A 16,040-nucleotide genomic window follows, 5' to 3' on the forward strand; every position below is an offset into this window, starting at 1 on the left:
CATGCACATCAACGACCTCCTCAAGATCGCGACCGACCGCGGAGCCTCGGACCTTCACCTGAAGGTCGGGTCCTACCCCGTCATCCGCGTCCACGGGAACCTCCTCCCGCTCACCGAGCTCAAGCGGCTGATGCAGGAGGACACGATCGCCATGGCCTTCAGCATCATGAGCGGGCGGCAGAAGCAGAAGTTCAAGGACAACTACGAGATCGACATCGCGTACTCGGTCCCCGGGCTGGGACGGTTCCGCTGCAACATCTTCCAGCAGCGCGGGACGGTCGGCCTGGTCCTCCGCGTCATCCCCATCAAGATCCGCACCTTCACCGACCTCGAGCTCCCCGGAGTCCTCAAGACGATCTGCGAGGAGCGCCGGGGGATGATCCTCTGCACCGGGACGACCGGGTCGGGAAAGTCCACGACTCTGGCCGCGATGATCGACTACGTGAACTCGACGCGCACCGAGCACGTCATGACCATCGAGGACCCGATCGAGTTCCTGCACCGCGACAAGAAGAGCCTGATCAACCAGCGCGAGGTCGAGGTCGACACCAAGTCGTTCGCGCAGGCCCTGAGGTCGGCGCTGCGCCAGGATCCCGACGTCATCCTCGTCGGTGAGATGCGCGACTACGAGACGATCGAGACGGCGCTGACCGCCGCCGAGACCGGACACCTCGTGATGAGCACCCTCCACACCCTCGACGCGACGGAGACCGTCAACCGCATCATCTCGGTCTTCCCGCCGCACCAGCAGAAGCAGATCCGCATCCAGCTCGCCTCGGTGCTGAAGGCCGTCATCTCGATGCGGCTGCTGCCGAAGGTGGACGGGCAGGGTCGCGTTCCGGCGGCCGAGATCATGCGCGTGACGCCCTACATCCGGGACTGCATCGAGAACAAGGAGAAGACGAAGCTCATCCGCGAGGCGATCTCCCAGGGCACGTCGCAGTACGGGATGCAGACGTTCGACCAGAGCATCTACGCCCTGTACCAGAAGGAGAAGATCTCCCTCGACGAGGCGCTGAGGCGCGCGTCGAACCCGGACGAGTTCAAGCTCAAGATCCAGGGGATCCAGTCCACCGGCGACGCGTCGAACCAGGAGATGGAGACCAGCCTGCACGCGGACGACGCAGGCCCCGAGGATCCGAACTCACCCTTTTCCTTCAACCGCTGAGGCCGGCGGTGTCCCCGTTTCGCGCCCCGATGGATCGCGGCTCCCGGGGAGCCGGCGCGGGAAGGGGCGCCGTGGAGACGGCCCTCGCCGCGCTCTCGCGCCGATCGATGACCGCCGCCGAGATCACCGCCCACCTGCGGCGCAAGGGTTTTCCTCCCGCCGAGATCACGGCGGCGATCCTGAGGCTCGTCGAGCTCGACTACGTCAACGACGCCCGCTTCACGGCGGCCTTCATCGGGACGCGCGCGGTGAGTCGGGGCCTCGGGCCGGGGCGCGTGCGCCAGGAGCTGGCCCGTCGCGGCGTCCCGCGCGACGTGATCGAGTCGGAGCTGTCGAGGGCCGTCGAGAGCGGCGAGAGCTCTCCGTCGGATGCGGCGCGCGCCCTCGAGAAGATCGTCCGGGTGAAGGGACTCCCGACGGATCGGGTGGAGCGCGACAGAGTTCGCGCCGCGCTGGCGCGGCGCGGGTTCGGAATGAGCGCGATCGCGCGCGCGATGGCGGAGCTCAGGAAGCGCGAGGACGAGCGGGGCGGTGACTCTTGAAGGCGTCCGAGATCCGGTCGAGCTTTCTCTCGCACTTCGAATCGCGCGGGCACCGCGTCGTGCGGAGCTCCTCGCTCATCCCGGCCGGCGACGCGACGCTCCTCTTCACGAACGCCGGGATGAACCAGTTCAAGGACACCTTCCTCGGTCTGGAACAGCGCCCCTACGCGCGTGCGGCGTCCGTGCAGAAGTGCCTCCGCGTCTCCGGGAAGCACAACGACCTCGAGCAGGTCGGGCGCACCGCGCGGCACCAGACGTTCTTCGAGATGCTCGGTAATTTCTCCTTCGGCGACTACTTCAAGAAGGACGCGATCGCCTTCGCGTGGGACTTCCTCACGGGCACGATGCACCTCCCGAAGGACAGGCTCTGGGTGACGATCTTCCGGGAGGACGACGAGGCGGAGGCGCTCTGGCGGAGCGAGGCCGGGGTCGACGCCTCGCGCATCGTCCGCCTCGGCGAGAAGGACAATTTCTGGTCGATGGGGGACACGGGCCCCTGCGGCCCGTGCTCCGAGATCCACATCGATCAGGGGCCGAACGTGGGCTGCGGCCGCGCCACGTGCGCGCTCGGATGCGAGTGCGATCGCTACCTCGAGTTCTGGAACCTCGTCTTCATGCAGTTCAACCGGCAGGCGGACGGGTCGATGACGAAGCTCGCCAGGCCCGCCATCGACACCGGCATGGGCCTCGAGCGGATCGCGGCGATCACTCAGGGGGTCACGACGAACTACCGCACCGATCTCTTCATGCCCCTCCTCGGCGCGATCGCGGAGCGGGCGGGGGTCCGGTACGGCGCGTCGGAGCCGACCGACGTCAGCCTCCAGGTGATCGCGGATCACCTCCGGGCGATCACGTTTCTCATCGCCGACGGGATCGTCCCGTCGAACGAGAAGCGCGGGTACGTCCTGAGGCGCGTCATCCGGCGCGCGCTCACCTTCGGCAAGAACCTCAAGGTGGGCTTGCCGTTCCTCGACGGGCTCACCGGCGGGGTCGTCGACTTGATGAAGATCGCCTATCCCGAGCTCGAGGAGAAGCGCGCGCTCATCGCCGCGACCTGCCGGCGCGAGGAGGAGGCCTTCGAGGCGACCCTCGCGCGCGGCGTCGACGTGGCGGACGAGGTCTACCGGCGCCACGCGGGGACGGAGATCCCGGCGGGAGAGGCGGTGAGGCTCTACACCACGTACGGCCTCTCCTTCGAGATCCAGGGGGCGCTCGCGCTCCCGCTCGGGGCGAGGATGCCCGTGGGCGACGTCCTCGAGGCCGAGATGGAGAAGCACCGGGAGCAGGCGCGCGCCTCGTGGAAGGGGGACGCCGGCAGGCGCCTTCCTCAGGGGATCGCCGCGCTCGCCTCGACGGTGCGCTCCCGCTTCGTGGGGTACGACACGCTCCGCGCGCCGGCGGCGAGGGTCGTCGCGCTGTTCACCGCCGCCGGGCGCGCCGCGCGCCTCCCGGAGGGGGAGAGCGGTTTCGCCGTGCTCGACCGCACGCCTTTCTACGCGGAATCGGGGGGGCAGGTCGGCGACACCGGGAGGCTCTCCTCGCAGGACGGCAGCGAGGCGGAGGTCGAGGACACGACGTACGGCGCCCCCGGCCTCGTCGTGCACCACGTCCGCGTCCTCCAGGGGACGATCGAGGAGGGGGGCGACGTGGAGGCGGCCGTGAACGGCGACGCGCGCGCGGCGACGATGCGGAACCACACCGCGACACACCTCCTCCACGCGTCGCTGAAGCACGTCCTCGGCGCGTCGGTCCAGCAGGCCGGCTCCTACGTCGGCCCCGACAGGCTGCGGTTCGACTTCAACTACCCCGGAGCCGTCCCTTCGGAATCGCTCCTCACGATCGAGAAGCAGGTCAACGAGCAGATCCTCCTCAACACCCCCGTCGACAAGTCGGAGAAACCGTACGACGAGGCGATCCGCGAGGGGGCCGTCGCGCTCTTCGGGGAGAAGTACGGCGACCGCGTCCGCGTGGTCACCGTCCCCGGCTACTCGCAGGAGCTGTGCGGCGGGACGCACTGCCGCGGCACCGGCGACATCGGGCAGATCTTCATCCTGTCGGAGCGCGGGATCGCGGCGGGAGTCCGCCGGATCGAGGCGCTGACGGGGCGCGGGGCCTTCGAGCACGCGCGCCGGAACGAGGAGCGCCTGCGGGCGATCGAGCGCACGTTCAACCTCCCGCGCGACGAGGTGACGGGGGAGATCGCGACGCTCCGGAACGAGAACAAGACCCTCAAGCGCGAGATCGAGAAGCTCCGCCTCAAGGCGGCCCAGGCCGGCCCGGGCGGAGGGGCGGCGGCGGAGAGGGCCCACGAGGAGATCGGCGGCGTGAAGCTCGTCGCGCGGCGCGTCGCGGATCTCGATCGCGCCGGGCTCCGGACGCTCGCCGACAACCTGAAGCGGGAGCTCGGCAGCGGCGTCGTGGTCCTCGGGTCGCTCGACGGCGAGAAGGTCGCGCTCCTCGTCGCCGTCACGGACGATCTGGCGTCGCGGCTCGACGCGCGCGCGCTGATGAAGGAGATCGCGGTCCTCGTCGGCGGAGGGGGCGGAGGCCGGCCGACGCTCGCCGAGGTGGGAGGGAAGCACCCCGCGAAGCTCGACGAGGCGATCGCGGCGTCGAAGGGCGCCCTCGCGCGCGCGCTCGGCGCCACCCAGGGGGCGGCGCCTTGAGAGCGCTTCGCATCGCCGCGCTCGCGGCCGCGGCGCTGGCGCTCGCGCCGCCGGCTCGCGCCGAGATCAAGCAGGAGATCCGCGGCCGCGAGATCCTCGTCACGAACGTGCCGGCTCCGGTCCTCCCGGCCCGCCCGATGGAGTCGCAGCCGGGCGTCCCCGCGCCGCCCGTCGATCTGGGCGATCTCGTCTCCGGATCGGCGACGCGCTATGGGTTCGATCCCGCGTTCGTCCAGTCGGTCGTCGCCGCCGAGTCGGCCTTCGACCAGCGGGCCGTGTCGAAGGCGGGGGCGCGCGGCCTGATGCAGCTGATGCCCGACACCGCCCGCCGGTTCGGCATCAAGGACGTCCACGATCCGGCGACGAACCTCGAGGCCGGTGTCGCCTTCCTCAGGGAGCTGGTCTCCCGGTTCGACGGCGACGTCACGCTCGCGCTCGCGGCGTACAACGCCGGGCCCGAGTCGGTCGCGCGCTACGGCGGCGTGCCCCCCTACGAGGAGACGCGGGCGTACCTCGCGAGGATCCGGAGCTACTACGGTGACGATCTGCAGCGCGCCGATCGGGCGGCGGGCGCGAGCACGATCCGGCTGGCGAAGGTGGAGGCGGGGGGCGTTCCCTGCTACACGAACCTCCGCCCGCGACGAAGTCTGAGAGTGATCCCGGCGGAGAGCCGTGGAGGGCGACCATGAGAAGCGCGGTTCGCGGGTTCAGCGCCCCGGCGTTCGATCAGGGAATCTTCCTGCTCCGGCTGAACAAGGGGAAGGAGCACCTCCAGCGCGGCGACGTCGAGAGGGCGCGCGCGGATCTCGAGGAGGCGCTCAAACTGCGCCCCCGCGACGAGATGGTCCTCAACCTTCTCGGGATGGTCTACTTCAGGCTCGACATGCGCCACGAGGCGACGGGGATCTACCGGGCGCTCCTCGGCGTCCACCCCGAGGCCGACATCCTGCACTCGAACCTCGGGATCCTCGAGTTCAAGGAGGGGCGGCACGCCGAGGCCCAGGCGTCGCTCGAGGAAGCGCTGAGGCTCAACCCCAGGAATCCCAAGCCTCATCTTTACCTCGGCCTCATCGCGAGGCTCAACGGAAACTTCGACGCCTGCCTGGATCACCTGAGGAAGGCGGGGGCCGACGCGCTCGTCGCCAAGCTCGCGGGGGAGATGGGCCGGGGGCGCTCCGATTCCGACACCGCCCCGCAGGCCGCCGCGGCCCCCCCGAGGACACCCTCCGAGGCGGACACGGTCGCCGTCGGCGGCGAGGTCCTCGCCTTCGTCCGCCGCCCGGCGGGGGTCGACGCGGCGGGAGTCTCGTCGGCGCCGCCAGCGTGGGCGCCCCTCGATCTCCGGGAGATCGTCGAGGGACAGGAGCGGCGGCGGAGCCTGGTCGGGGAATCGCTCTTCGCGCTGAAAGGTGGCGCCAGCCTCGAGATCGCCTTCCTGGGAAAGATCGTGATCCGCAAGGGGTCGGCGATCCTCGCGTCCGGCTCGATGACCGCCGCAGACGCCCTCCCCGGCTTCACCGAGCTCAGGGGGCCCGGGCGCGTTCTGGTCGCGGGCGGGAATGCGTCCGCGTTTCTACTCCCTATGAGCGCCCAGCGTGTCCATGTCAGTGCGGGGCGGATCCTGGCCTGGGAGGGAAGCCTCGACGCCGAGGCGCCGCCGGAGGCCGATCCCCCCGATCGCCCGTCGGTGCGGCTCCGCGGCACGGGGAGCCTGGCTCTTTCCGTCGGCGCCGAGCCGATCGTCGTCGAGGTGCGGCCCGAGCACCCTCTCCGCATCGCGGAGGGAAGGCTCGTCGCGTGGACCGACGACGTCAGGATCCGGAGCGACGCCGCGGGGGATTACCCCTTCGTCGAGAGCGCGGGCTCGACGATCGCGCGCGCGTCGGGCGAAGGGCAGATACTGGTCGACGCTGTCTGAGAGCGGGAGGAGCGATGACGCGGCGGGTCCGGTTCGTCTCCATCGTCGCCGTCGCCGCCGTCGCGCTCACGCTCGGCGCGTCGGCGGCGAGCGCGCAGGACTACGATTACGATCTTCGAATCCGCGTCGGAGGGTTCTTCCCCAGCGACCTTCCGGTCACCCAGGGGACGCTCTGGGGGCTCCAGCTCCGCGACTACTACGACTCCCGGAACGGCTTCACGTACGAGCTCGGCTACTTCAGCGAGCAGCGGACGGCGTTCAAGACTCTGGGGTCGATCGGCGGGAACGGTGAGTTCCGGTTCCACGCCCGGGTCCGCATGACGCCTCTCATCTTCACCTGGGTGCACCTCTGGCCACTTCCGAAGACGAACCTCTACGCCGGAGTCGGCCCCGGCATCTACGCGATCCAGGCGACGTCGGCGGGGGTCAACTCGGCGCTCGGGGTCGGGGTGAAAAACGTCGGCGACTTCCGCTTCCTCACCAACGGCACCCAGTTCGGCCTCGTGGTGTACGGAGGCGTCGACTTCTTCCCCGTCACGCGCTGGGGGCTGATGATCGAGGGGCGCGAGCAGTTCGTCTCCGCGGGCTACTCCGGCTCCGAGATCTCCGCCGGCTCCATCCTCCGCTTCTGAGGCGGCGCATCACCGTGAGTGCGCCCCGCGGCGACCTTCCGCTGGTCGAAACGCACCTGCATCTCGAAGGGTCGATCCCGCGCCGGGTCCTGGCGCGGCTCGCCCTTCGTTCGGGGCGCCGGCTCGCCGGCGGCGCGCCCCGCCCCGGCCTCGGGCTCCAGCGCCGCCGCGGCTTCGTCCCCTTCCTCGACAGCTTCGTCTTTTGCGCGTCCCTCCTGAAGTCCCGCGAGGACATCGAGAGGGCGGCCTTCGCGCTGATCGAGGACCTTCGCGCCGAGGGGGTCGCGCACGCCGAGATCTTTTTCTCCCCCCAGGTCTACCTCAGGCGGGGAGTCGCCCTCGTCGAGGTCCTCGGCGCGCTCGAGGGCGCGACGCGGCGCGCGAGGATCGCCGGGGGGCCGTCGATCGCGTGGATCGCCGACGGCGGGCGGCTCTGGGGCCCCGCGTGGTTCGAGGAGATCGTCGATCAGATCGCCGGGCTGAAGCCGCGGGACGTCGTCGCCGTCGGGCTCGGCGGGGACGAGGCGGCGTCGCCGGCCCGCGCGTTCCGCCGGGCGTTCGACGCCGCGCGCCGGGCGGGGCTTCACACCGTCGCGCACGCCGGGGAGGGGACGACGGCCCGCTCGGTGTGGGAGGCGCTCGACGACCTCGGCGTGGAGCGGATCGGCCACGGGATTTCGGCCGCAGCCGACAGGTCGCTCCTCCGCCGGCTGGCGAGGGACGGGGTCACCCTCGAGGTCTGCCCCACGAGCAACCTGATGACGCGGGCCGTCCCGTCGCTGCGACGCCATCCGCTGCGCGCGCTGATCGACGCGGGCGTGAGGGTCTCCCTCGGATCCGACGATCGCTCGATCTTCGGGACGACGCTGCGGCGGGAGATCGCGCTGGCGGTGGGGGCGCTCGGCGTCGGCGAGGACGAGATACCGCGCCTGATGGTTCATGCGGCCGAGGCCTCGTTCACGAGCGGGGACGCGAGACGCCGCCTCGCGGCGCGGATCCGCGCGGCGGCGCGCCGAGGAACGCGCCGGGAGGCGCCCTCCTAATCCTGACGAAGTTCCGGTGGAAGTCCCGGTAGTTCTGGTATCCCACCAGGGAGGCGACCTCCGAGATCCTGCGGTTCCCCTCGGTGAGGAGCCTCGCCGCCGCCTCGACCCGCAGCGCGTGGACGAACCGGACGAGCGTCGCGCCGCACTCCTCCCGGAACTTGGTCGACAGGTAGTTCGGGGAGAGTCCAGCCGCATCGGCGACCTCCCGGAGCGAGATCCTCCGGTTGAAATTCGCCGTCACGAAGTCGCGGGCGCGCGCGACCGGCGCGCTGAGGCGCGGCCGTCCCGAGATCGCGGCGAGCATGCCGGCGACGGTCTCGCGGCAGATCGCCCGCATCTCCGCGAGCGATCCCGAGAGGGAGAGGCGCTGCGCGAGGAGCATCCGGGCGCCGTCCTCGATTCCGGCGCTCCGCTCGATCCGCCGGGCGACCGCGTCGAGCCTCGACAGCGCGTCGAGGAGGGCCTCCGCGGAGCCGGCGCCGATCAGCCATCGGTCGAACGCCCTCCGGGCGCCGTCGGGATCGAGCGCGGCGAGACGATCGAGCGCTTCCCGGCAGGAGTCGTCTGCGGGAATCATGGACGCCTCGCTTTCCTCGAAGGGAGGCGGGAAGTGTACGAACCCCACGAGCCGGGTGTCAATCGATCGCCGGCGCGAGCCCGTCAGGCGCGGGGTGGTTTCACGCCGACGCGGGCCAGGAGCTCGGCGATCGCCGCGTGCACCGCCGCCTCGTCGGCCGCCTCGCAGTAACCCCTCAGGACGGGCTCCGTGCCCGACGGGCGGGCCAGGATCCAGCCGTCGTCGCCGAAGAGGAGCTTCACGCCGTCGAGGGTGTCGATCCCCGTCACCTTCATGCCGCCGAGGGACGTCGGTGTGTCGCGCTTCAGCGTGTCGGCGAGAGATCTTCCCCTGTCGGTGTCGCACGGCGTGTCGACGCGGAAATACCGGAGGGCGCCGTACTCCCTCTCCATCTCCGACAGGAGGACCGAGAGGGGCTTCCCCTCGGCCGCGAGCGTCTCGAGGAGCATGAGCGAGATGAGGAGTCCGTCGCGCTCGGGAAGGTACCCGACGATGCCGATCCCGCCGCTCTCCTCGCCGCCGATCAGGAAGCCGGGGGACTCCATCCGCTCGGCGATGTACTTGAAGCCGATCGGGTGGACCGAGAAGGGGAGCCTCTCCTTCCTCGCGATGCGGTCGAGGAGGAGGGTGTTCGCGTACGTCTTGCAGATCTCGCCGCGCCGGCCCGACGCGATCATCCGGCGGGCGAGGAGCGGCGCGATCTGCAGCGGCGTCACGAAGCGTCCGGTCTCGTCGAAGGCGCCGATGCGGTCGGCGTCGCCGTCGGTCGCGAGGCCGATGTCGGCCCCCCCGGCGCGCATGCGGCGCGCGAGGGGGGCGAGGTTCGCCTCGAGCGGCTCGGGGTTGACGCCGCCGAAGAGGGGATCGGGGTTCCCCCGGATCGTCTCGACGCGCGTCGATCCCGAGTCGATCATCCGCGCGAGCGCGTCGCCGGACGCGCCGTGCATCGCGTCGAAGGCGACGACCAGCCCCGAGGCCCGGATCTTCGCGACGTCGACCATCGCCAGGAGGCGGCGGTGGTGCTCCTCGTGGAACGAGATCGCGCGAATCGTCCCGGGGACGGACGCGTCGGCGGTCGCGCCCCCCGCGGCGATCCGCGCCTCGATCGCCTTCGTCGCCGACGGGGGAGCGCTCGCCCCGCGAGCGCTCTTGATCTTGAGGCCGTTGAACTCGGCGGGGTTGTGGCTTGCGGTGATCGAGATCCCGAACGGCGCGCCCGAGGCGACGACCTGGCACGAGACGGCCGGCGTGGGGCACGGCTCCGTCGTGATCAGCACGTTCCGGCCGGCGCGCGCGAAGGTCTCGGCGGCCGCGCGCGCGAAGGCCGCGGAGTGGAAGCGCGTGTCGTGCCCGACGATCACGGGCGCCGGGGAGGCCGGCATCTCGGCGTGCGTCGCGCGGATCGCGAGCGCCAGGTTCTCGAAGGTGAACTCGTCCGCGATGACGGCGCGCCAGCCGTCGGTCCCGAATTTCAGGCTCATCTCGTCTTCCCTTCCGCGAGCGCCTCGCTCGCCGACTCGAACCGGTAGCCGAGCGTCCGCGCGCCGTCGATGAGCGCCGGGAGCGCCTCGGCGAACCGCTCTCCGGCGGGGCGGGAGCTCCCGAGGTGCATGAGGACGATCGCGGGCCCGTCCGCGGCGCCGCGCGCGGCGAGTCGCCGGAGAAGCCTCGCGAGCGCCGCGTCCACGGTCTGGTAGAGCCTTGAGGCGGGATCGGCGACCCAGTCAAGGGCGTCCAGCCCGTCGCTCCAGGGAACGTGGGCGTACCCCGCCGCACCCGCCCACTCGAGGATCTCGCGGTTCGTCTCGCCGTACGGCGCGCGCCAGACGGGCTCGAGGTTCCGGCCGGTCACTGCGGTGTAGGCCGCGGCGGTTCGATCCATCTCGTCCTTCAGGAGCGCGAAGGTGAGCCCCGGCCGCGTCTCCCACCGGCCGCAGGTCGACCCGCGGGCCAGGTGATCGTGCGTGTACGTGTGATTCCCCGCCTCGTGGTTTTCCGCGGCGATCCGCCGGACGACATCCGGGAAGCGGACGACGAATCGCCCCGCGAGAAAGAACGTGGCGCGCACCCCCCGATCCCTGAGCGTGTCGAGGATCGAGGCGGCGCCGTCGTCGGACCACGCGGCGTCGAACGTCAGGGCGACGGTCCGCGTGGCGGCCTTGGGGGGGGCGGGAGCAGGAGCCGGGGCGGCGCCCGGGAGGCCGGGGGCCGCGGCGAGGGCGAGGACGGTGAAAAGGGCGCGCGCGATCGAGATCGGGGGCGGGCGTCTCATGCGTCGGCTGTGATCGTCCTCGTCATGCGCCCCTCGTGCGGGAAGCGGCGCGACCGTAACATGGTGCTCGCGGCACCGTCAACCATGGTGTGATAACTTCGAAAAAGATCGCGAACGGAAGGCCGGAGCCCCCGACGGTGCCGCGGTTGCTGAACGTTCCCAATTCCCTGACGCTCCTCCGCATCTTCCTCGTCCCATTCCTCGTCGTCGTCCTCCTCACGAAGTTCGAGGGGAAGGAGATCTGGGGCGTCGCGATCTTCCTCGTCGCCGCCGCGACCGACATGCTCGACGGATGGCTGGCGCGCCGCCGCGGGCAGGTGACGAGCCTCGGCATCCTCCTCGACCCGATCGCCGACAAGCTCCTCACCTCCGCCGCCTTCATCTCGCTCGTGCAGGTGCAGCCCGACATCGTCACGGCGTGGATGGTGGTGGTCATCGTCGGGCGCGAGTTCGCGATGAGCGATCTCCGGTCGGTCGCGTCGACGCGCGGCATCCTCATCGCGGCGTCGACGTGGGGGAAGTTCAAGATGGGGTCGCAGGTGATCGCGATCACGCTCCTGATCATCGGCGAGAAGATCGAGGATCTCACCGGGAGGCGGGGCCTCGTCATCGTCGGCCAGGTCGCGCTCTGGGTCGTCGTGGTCCTCGCCATCATCTCTCTCCTGGACTACCTCTCGAAGGCCCGCGGGATCTTCGCGCGCTCACCCGACGCCGAGTGAGAGCGTTCTACTGGTCGGTCAAGGGGCTCGCGTGGCCCGTCCTGCGGGCGTACCTGGGGTTCCGCGTCGAAGGGGCGTCGAAGATCCCCGCGGCGGGGGCGTGCATCGTCGTCGCCAACCACGCCTCCTACCTCGACGCGATCTGCCTCGGGTCGGCGTGCCCGAGGAGGCTGAGGTTCCTGATCTCGCACGACATCTACAGCCTTCTGAGGCTCCGGTGGTTCTACTCCCTGATGGAGGCGATCCCCCTCAAGATCGACGCGGCCGACACGCGCGCGCTCAGGACGGCGCTGGACGTGCTCCGGTCGGGCGGCGTTGTCGGCATCTTCCCTGAAGGGCAGAGGATGAAGGACGGCGAGCTGGGCGAGGGGAAGCTCGGCGTCGGCTTTCTCGCCTCGCGCAGCGGCGCCCCGGTGATCCCCGGGGCGATCGTGGGGGCCCAGGAGGCGATGCCCGTCGGCGCGGCGTTCCCGCGGCCCAGGCGGGTCCGGGTCGTCTTCGGCGAGCCGATCCCGTTCCGCCCCCGAGGCGAGCGCGCGAAGAAGGAGGAGCTGATCGAGTTCTCGAACTCGGTGATGGCGACGATCGCGCGCCTCGGAGCGGCCGGGGACGTGACGTGACGCGCCCCCGCGCGTTCGCCGTGGTCGTCGTCGGGAGCGAGATCCTCAGGGACGGCCGCGCCGACACCAACGGGCCCCACATCGAGGCGACGCTTCAGAGGGCCGGGTACCTCCCGGTCCTCAGGCAGGTGGTCTGCGACGACCGGGAAGCGATCGCCGAGGCGCTCCGCATCTCGATCGCCCGCGCGCCGATCACGATCGTGAGCGGTGGGCTCGGCCCCACCTTCGACGACCTGACGCGCGAGGGGACGGCCGACGCGATGGGGCTGGCGCTGGCGCGCGACGCCGCGATCGAGGCGAAGCTCCGCGAGAGGTTCCGCAGGCGGGGCCTCACCCCTCCCGAGAGCGTCTACCGGATGGCCGACGTGCTCGTGGGCGCGACACCCCTCCGGAACCGCGTCGGGAGCGCCCCCGGCCTCCTCGTCGAGGGGCCGCCGACGGTGGCGCTCCTCCCGGGGGTCCCCGCCGAGATGACGTCCATCCTCGAGGCCGAGGTCGTGCCGAGGCTCCTCGCGATCCATGCGCCTTCCCCCGGCGCGCGGCGCGTCTTCAAGATCGCCGGGCTCTACGAGTCCGAGGTGGAGTCGCTCGTCGCGCCGCAGATGGCCTCGTGGTCCGCGATCGAGTGCACGATCCTCGCGGCGCCGGGAGAGGTCACGCTCATCCTCCGCGCCCCCGCGGAACGGTCCGCGGATCTCGAGTCGGCCGGCCGCGGCATCGAGGCGGCGCTCGGCGAGGCCGTCTTCTCGAGCGCGGACGAGGGGATCGAGTGGGCCGTCTCGAGGGATCTCGCGGCCTCGAATCGCACGCTCTCGACCGCCGAGTCGTGCACGGGCGGGATGCTCGGGGAGCTCATCACGAGCGTTCCCGGGGCGTCGAGATTCTACGTCGGGGGCGCCGTCGCGTACGCGAACGCGATCAAGGAGGGTTGGCTCGACGTCCGGGCCGCGACGCTCTGCGCGTTCGGCGCGGTCAGCGCCGAGGTGGCCGCGGAGATGGCGGAGGGGGCGCGGCGCCGGACCGGCGCCGATCTCGCGCTCGCCATCACGGGGGTCGCCGGCCCCGACGCGAGCGAGGCCAAGCCGGTCGGCCTCGTCCACGTGGCGCTCGCGGCGCCGTGGGGCGGGGCGGCGCTCGCCGCGAGCTTTCCCGGGGATCGGGCGTCGATCCGGATCCGGTCCTGCCGCGCCGCGCTGAACCTCCTCAGGCTCGAGCTCGCGCGCGCCCGCCGCGAGGGAAGGGCTTGAGGCTCTTCGTCGCCGCCGAGCTGCCGCGCGAGGCGCGGGATCGGGTGGGCGCGCTCCTCGCCGATCTGGCGCGCGAGGTGCCGGAGGTGCGCTGGGTGAAGAGCGGGTCGGTCCACCTCACGCTGAAGTTCCTCGGCGAGGTGGAGCCCTCGCGCGCCGCGTCGCTGCCCGCCTCGCTCGAGGCGTCCGCCCTCGCGTGCGCCGGCCGGCTTCCGATCCGCATCAGGGGAGTGCGGGCCTTCGGCTCGAGGGGGAGCCCGAGCGTCGTCTTCATCGGCGTGGAGGAGGAGTCTCCGGCGCTGGCGCGCCTCGCCGCGGCGGTCGATGCGGCGGCCGGGGCGGTCGGGTTCGCTCGCGAGGAGCGCCCGTTCCGCCCGCACCTGACCCTCGCCCGGCCGAAGGCGGGATCGCGCGCACTCGATCGGTCGATCGCGGCGCGCGCGGCGACCGACCTCGGCCGGTTCGAGATCCGGGCGCTCGCGCTCTTCCGGAGCCTCCTCCATCCGGATGGAGCCGAGTACGTCCGCCTCGCGGAGATCCCCTTCGGCGCTGCCCCGGGGGAGACGTCGTGACACCGCGGATTCTCGCCGCGCTGGCCGCCTACCTGATCGGCGGCGTCCCGTTCGGCTACCTCCTCTTCCGGTGGAGGCGGGGAGGCGACATCCGATCCGTCGGCAGCGGCAACATCGGCGCGACCAACGTCGCCAGAGCCGCGGGCTGGGCAGTGGGGATGACGACGCTCCTCCTCGACGCCGCGAAGGGGGTCGCCGCCGTCGCCCTCGCGCGCGCGATCTGCGAGAATGACCGCGCCGGCGCCGCGGCCGCAGCGCTCGCCGCGGTCGCCGGGCATTGCTTTCCGATCTATCTCGGATTCCGCGGAGGGAAGGGCGTGGCGACCGGATGCGGCGCGTTCGCCGTCCTCGATCCGAAGTCGATGGGGATCGCCCTCGCGGCCTTCGCGATCGCGGTCGCCCTGACGAGGATGGTGTCGGCCGGATCGGTCCTCGCCGCGCTGGCCTTCCCCGCGGCGTGTGCCGCAACCGGCTTCGGCGCCATCCCGGCGTCCCTCGCGGCCCTGGCGGGCGGGCTGATCGTCCTGCGCCACCACGAGAACCTGACGCGGATCCTCCGGGGAGTGGAGCCGCGCCTCGGGAGCGCCGGCGACGCCGGGGAGGGTGAGAGGCGATGACCGCGCCGCGGGAGAAGGTCGCCGTTCTCGGCGGCGGCTCGTGGGGAACCGCCCTCGCCCGCCAGATCGCTCTGCCCGCCGATCGCGACGTGACCCTCTGGATCCACGATCCGGAGCTCGCCGGGATCGTCCGGGGCACCCGGGAGAATGCCCCGTACCTTCCGGGCTTTCCGCTCCCCGAGGCCCTCGAGATCACTTCGTCGGTCGACGCGGCGGTGCGCGGCGCGGCGGTGGTGATCCTCGCCGTCCCGTCACACCACTGCCGAGAGGTTCTCTCGGGCGCCCGCGGCGGGATCGCGCCGGAGGCGCTCCTCCTCGTCGCCTCCAAGGGGATCGAGAACGGATCGCTCAAGAGGGTGAGCGAGATCGCGGCCGAGACGCTCGGAGCCGGCCTGGCCAACCGCCTCGCGGTTCTCTCGGGACCGAGCTTCGCGCGCGAGGTGGCGGCGTCGAGGCCGACGGCGATCGTCGCCGCCTCGGCGGACCCGCGCCTGGCGTCCGCGGCGCAGACGCTCGTCTCGCGCGGCGCGCTCAGGGTCTACACGAGCTCCGATCCGATCGGGGTGGAGACCGGCGGAGCCCTCAAGAACGTGATCGCGATCGCGGCCGGCGTCGTGGAGGGGCTGGGGCTCGGGTCGAACACCCTCGCCGCCCTGATCACGCGGGGCCTCGCGGAGATATCGCGGCTGGCGGTGACGCTCGGCGGGCGCAAGGAGACCCTCTCGGGGCTCGCCGGCCTCGGCGATCTCGTGCTGACGTGCACGGGTTCGCTCTCCCGGAACCGATCGGTCGGGATCGAGATCGCACGCGGGCGGTCTCTCGCGGAGATCCAGTCGGCGTCGCGGATGGTGGCCGAGGGAGTCCGCACCGCGCGCTCGGCGCTCGACCTGGGGCGCCGCCACAGCGTGCCGATGCCGATCACCGAGAAGGTGTACGAGCTCCTCTACGAAGGCCTCGCCCCCGACGCCGCCATCCGCGATCTCCTCGGCCGCCCCCCGAGGCCCGAGGAGGACTGATCGGGGCGCTGCGGGCAGCGGCCCGTGTTCCCGCGCGGGAGGCGGCCTCCGCGCGTGAAATAATCGCGCTCGGCCTCGAGTTTGCTCGCCCACCCGTGCGGGCGGCGCCCTCGCGGGTACCCCTCGGCCGCGAACTGCCGCGGCCGAATCTCGCAGACCTCCGCTCGCCGGCTCGCGGCGCTCGTGGGCTCGTCCCACACGCTCCCGCGCGGGAACACCGGCCGCCGCCGCTTGCGATGGTGCGTATTCTGGAGCGACGGGGCGCGGGTCGACTTGCGGAGCGGGGCCGTGTGAGCGAACCGGGTACCCGCGAGCGCCCGGCGACACCTGCCATCAACCAACGCCTTGCCGCGAGTGGGTGGCGAGCGAACCACGAGCGGCGCGAGCTGGCGAGCGACAGGCTGCGAGATGACGTGGCGATACTTGCC

16 protein-coding genes are annotated in these 16,040 nt (G+C 71.7%); 13 read left to right on the forward strand and 3 right to left on the reverse strand.

All coding sequences use genetic code 11. From position 1 onward, the window contains the following. Window position 1: 1 nt before the first annotated feature. The 7 genes from HY049_10840 (at window position 2) to add (ending at window position 7,969) form a co-directional block, all read left to right on the forward strand. Window positions 2-1,168: a type IV pilus twitching motility protein PilT gene (locus tag HY049_10840; protein ID MBI3449398.1), complete on the forward strand. Its 1,167-nt coding sequence runs from the start codon at window positions 2-4 to the stop codon at window positions 1,166-1,168. A 71-nt stretch (window positions 1,169-1,239) separates the two neighbouring features. Further along, window positions 1,240-1,710 carry a RecX family transcriptional regulator gene (locus HY049_10845; protein MBI3449399.1) on the forward strand — a complete coding sequence of 157 codons (471 nt, stop codon included), beginning with the start codon at window positions 1,240-1,242 and terminating at the stop codon, window positions 1,708-1,710. Further along, complete coding sequence (alaS, locus tag HY049_10850; protein MBI3449400.1) at window positions 1,707-4,376, forward strand: alanine--tRNA ligase; 2,670 nt, start codon at window positions 1,707-1,709, stop codon at window positions 4,374-4,376. Before HY049_10845 ends, alaS begins: the two co-directional genes overlap by 4 nt. A gap of 137 nt (window positions 4,377-4,513) precedes the next feature. Next, the gene (locus tag HY049_10855; protein ID MBI3449401.1) at window positions 4,514-5,065 is read left to right on the forward strand and encodes a lytic transglycosylase domain-containing protein; all 552 of its coding nucleotides are present in this window, start codon (window positions 4,514-4,516) and stop codon (window positions 5,063-5,065) included. Then, on the forward strand, window positions 5,062-6,294 hold the full coding sequence (locus tag HY049_10860) for a tetratricopeptide repeat protein (GenBank protein MBI3449402.1): 1,233 nt from the start codon (window positions 5,062-5,064) through the stop codon (window positions 6,292-6,294). The genes HY049_10855 and HY049_10860 overlap by 4 nt, the downstream gene beginning before the upstream one ends. A 14-nt stretch (window positions 6,295-6,308) precedes the next feature. Then, the gene (locus HY049_10865; GenBank protein ID MBI3449403.1) at window positions 6,309-6,926 is read left to right on the forward strand and encodes a hypothetical protein; all 618 of its coding nucleotides are present in this window, start codon (window positions 6,309-6,311) and stop codon (window positions 6,924-6,926) included. A 14-nt stretch (window positions 6,927-6,940) separates the two neighbouring features. Further along, window positions 6,941-7,969, forward strand: a complete 1,029-nt coding sequence (add, locus tag HY049_10870; GenBank protein MBI3449404.1) for an adenosine deaminase — start codon at window positions 6,941-6,943, stop codon at window positions 7,967-7,969. Here the strand turns inward: add and HY049_10875 are convergent. The 3 genes from HY049_10875 to HY049_10885 form a co-directional block, all read right to left on the reverse strand. Further along, entirely contained in the window at window positions 7,884-8,549 is a 666-nt protein-coding gene (locus HY049_10875) for a helix-turn-helix transcriptional regulator (GenBank protein ID MBI3449405.1), read from the reverse strand. The genes add and HY049_10875 overlap by 86 nt on opposite strands. A gap of 83 nt (window positions 8,550-8,632) precedes the next feature. Further along, window positions 8,633-10,030, reverse strand: coding sequence for a phosphoglucomutase/phosphomannomutase family protein (locus tag HY049_10880; protein ID MBI3449406.1), 1,398 nt, complete (start codon window positions 10,028-10,030; stop codon window positions 8,633-8,635). Further along, window positions 10,027-10,821, reverse strand: coding sequence for a polysaccharide deacetylase family protein (locus HY049_10885; GenBank protein MBI3449407.1), 795 nt, complete (start codon window positions 10,819-10,821; stop codon window positions 10,027-10,029). Before HY049_10885 ends, HY049_10880 begins: the two co-directional genes overlap by 4 nt. A gap of 137 nt (window positions 10,822-10,958) precedes the next feature. On the opposite strand from HY049_10885, the gene pgsA reads away from it, so the two are divergent. The 6 genes from pgsA to HY049_10915 are packed head-to-tail and all read left to right on the forward strand — an operon-like array spanning window position 10,959 to window position 15,612. Then, entirely contained in the window at window positions 10,959-11,540 is a 582-nt protein-coding gene (pgsA, locus tag HY049_10890) for a CDP-diacylglycerol--glycerol-3-phosphate 3-phosphatidyltransferase (GenBank protein MBI3449408.1), read from the forward strand. Beyond that, window positions 11,537-12,160: a 1-acyl-sn-glycerol-3-phosphate acyltransferase gene (locus HY049_10895; protein ID MBI3449409.1), complete on the forward strand. Its 624-nt coding sequence runs from the start codon at window positions 11,537-11,539 to the stop codon at window positions 12,158-12,160. The genes pgsA and HY049_10895 overlap by 4 nt, the downstream gene beginning before the upstream one ends. Further along, on the forward strand, window positions 12,157-13,407 hold the full coding sequence (locus tag HY049_10900; protein MBI3449410.1) for a CinA family nicotinamide mononucleotide deamidase-related protein: 1,251 nt from the start codon (window positions 12,157-12,159) through the stop codon (window positions 13,405-13,407). The genes HY049_10895 and HY049_10900 overlap by 4 nt, the downstream gene beginning before the upstream one ends. Next, complete coding sequence (gene thpR / locus HY049_10905) at window positions 13,404-13,979, forward strand: RNA 2',3'-cyclic phosphodiesterase (protein ID MBI3449411.1); 576 nt, start codon at window positions 13,404-13,406, stop codon at window positions 13,977-13,979. The genes HY049_10900 and thpR overlap by 4 nt, the downstream gene beginning before the upstream one ends. Further along, window positions 13,976-14,596 carry a glycerol-3-phosphate 1-O-acyltransferase PlsY gene (plsY, locus tag HY049_10910; GenBank protein ID MBI3449412.1) on the forward strand — a complete coding sequence of 207 codons (621 nt, stop codon included), beginning with the start codon at window positions 13,976-13,978 and terminating at the stop codon, window positions 14,594-14,596. The genes thpR and plsY overlap by 4 nt, the downstream gene beginning before the upstream one ends. Continuing rightward, a complete protein-coding gene (locus tag HY049_10915) occupies window positions 14,593-15,612 on the forward strand; it encodes an NAD(P)-dependent glycerol-3-phosphate dehydrogenase (GenBank protein ID MBI3449413.1) in 1,020 nt (339 codons plus the stop codon). The genes plsY and HY049_10915 overlap by 4 nt, the downstream gene beginning before the upstream one ends. The last annotated feature ends 428 nt before the right edge of the window (window positions 15,613-16,040 follow it).

This window comes from Acidobacteriota bacterium (assembly GCA_016195325.1).
Lineage (GTDB): Bacteria > Acidobacteriota > Polarisedimenticolia > JACPZX01 > JACPZX01 > JACPZX01.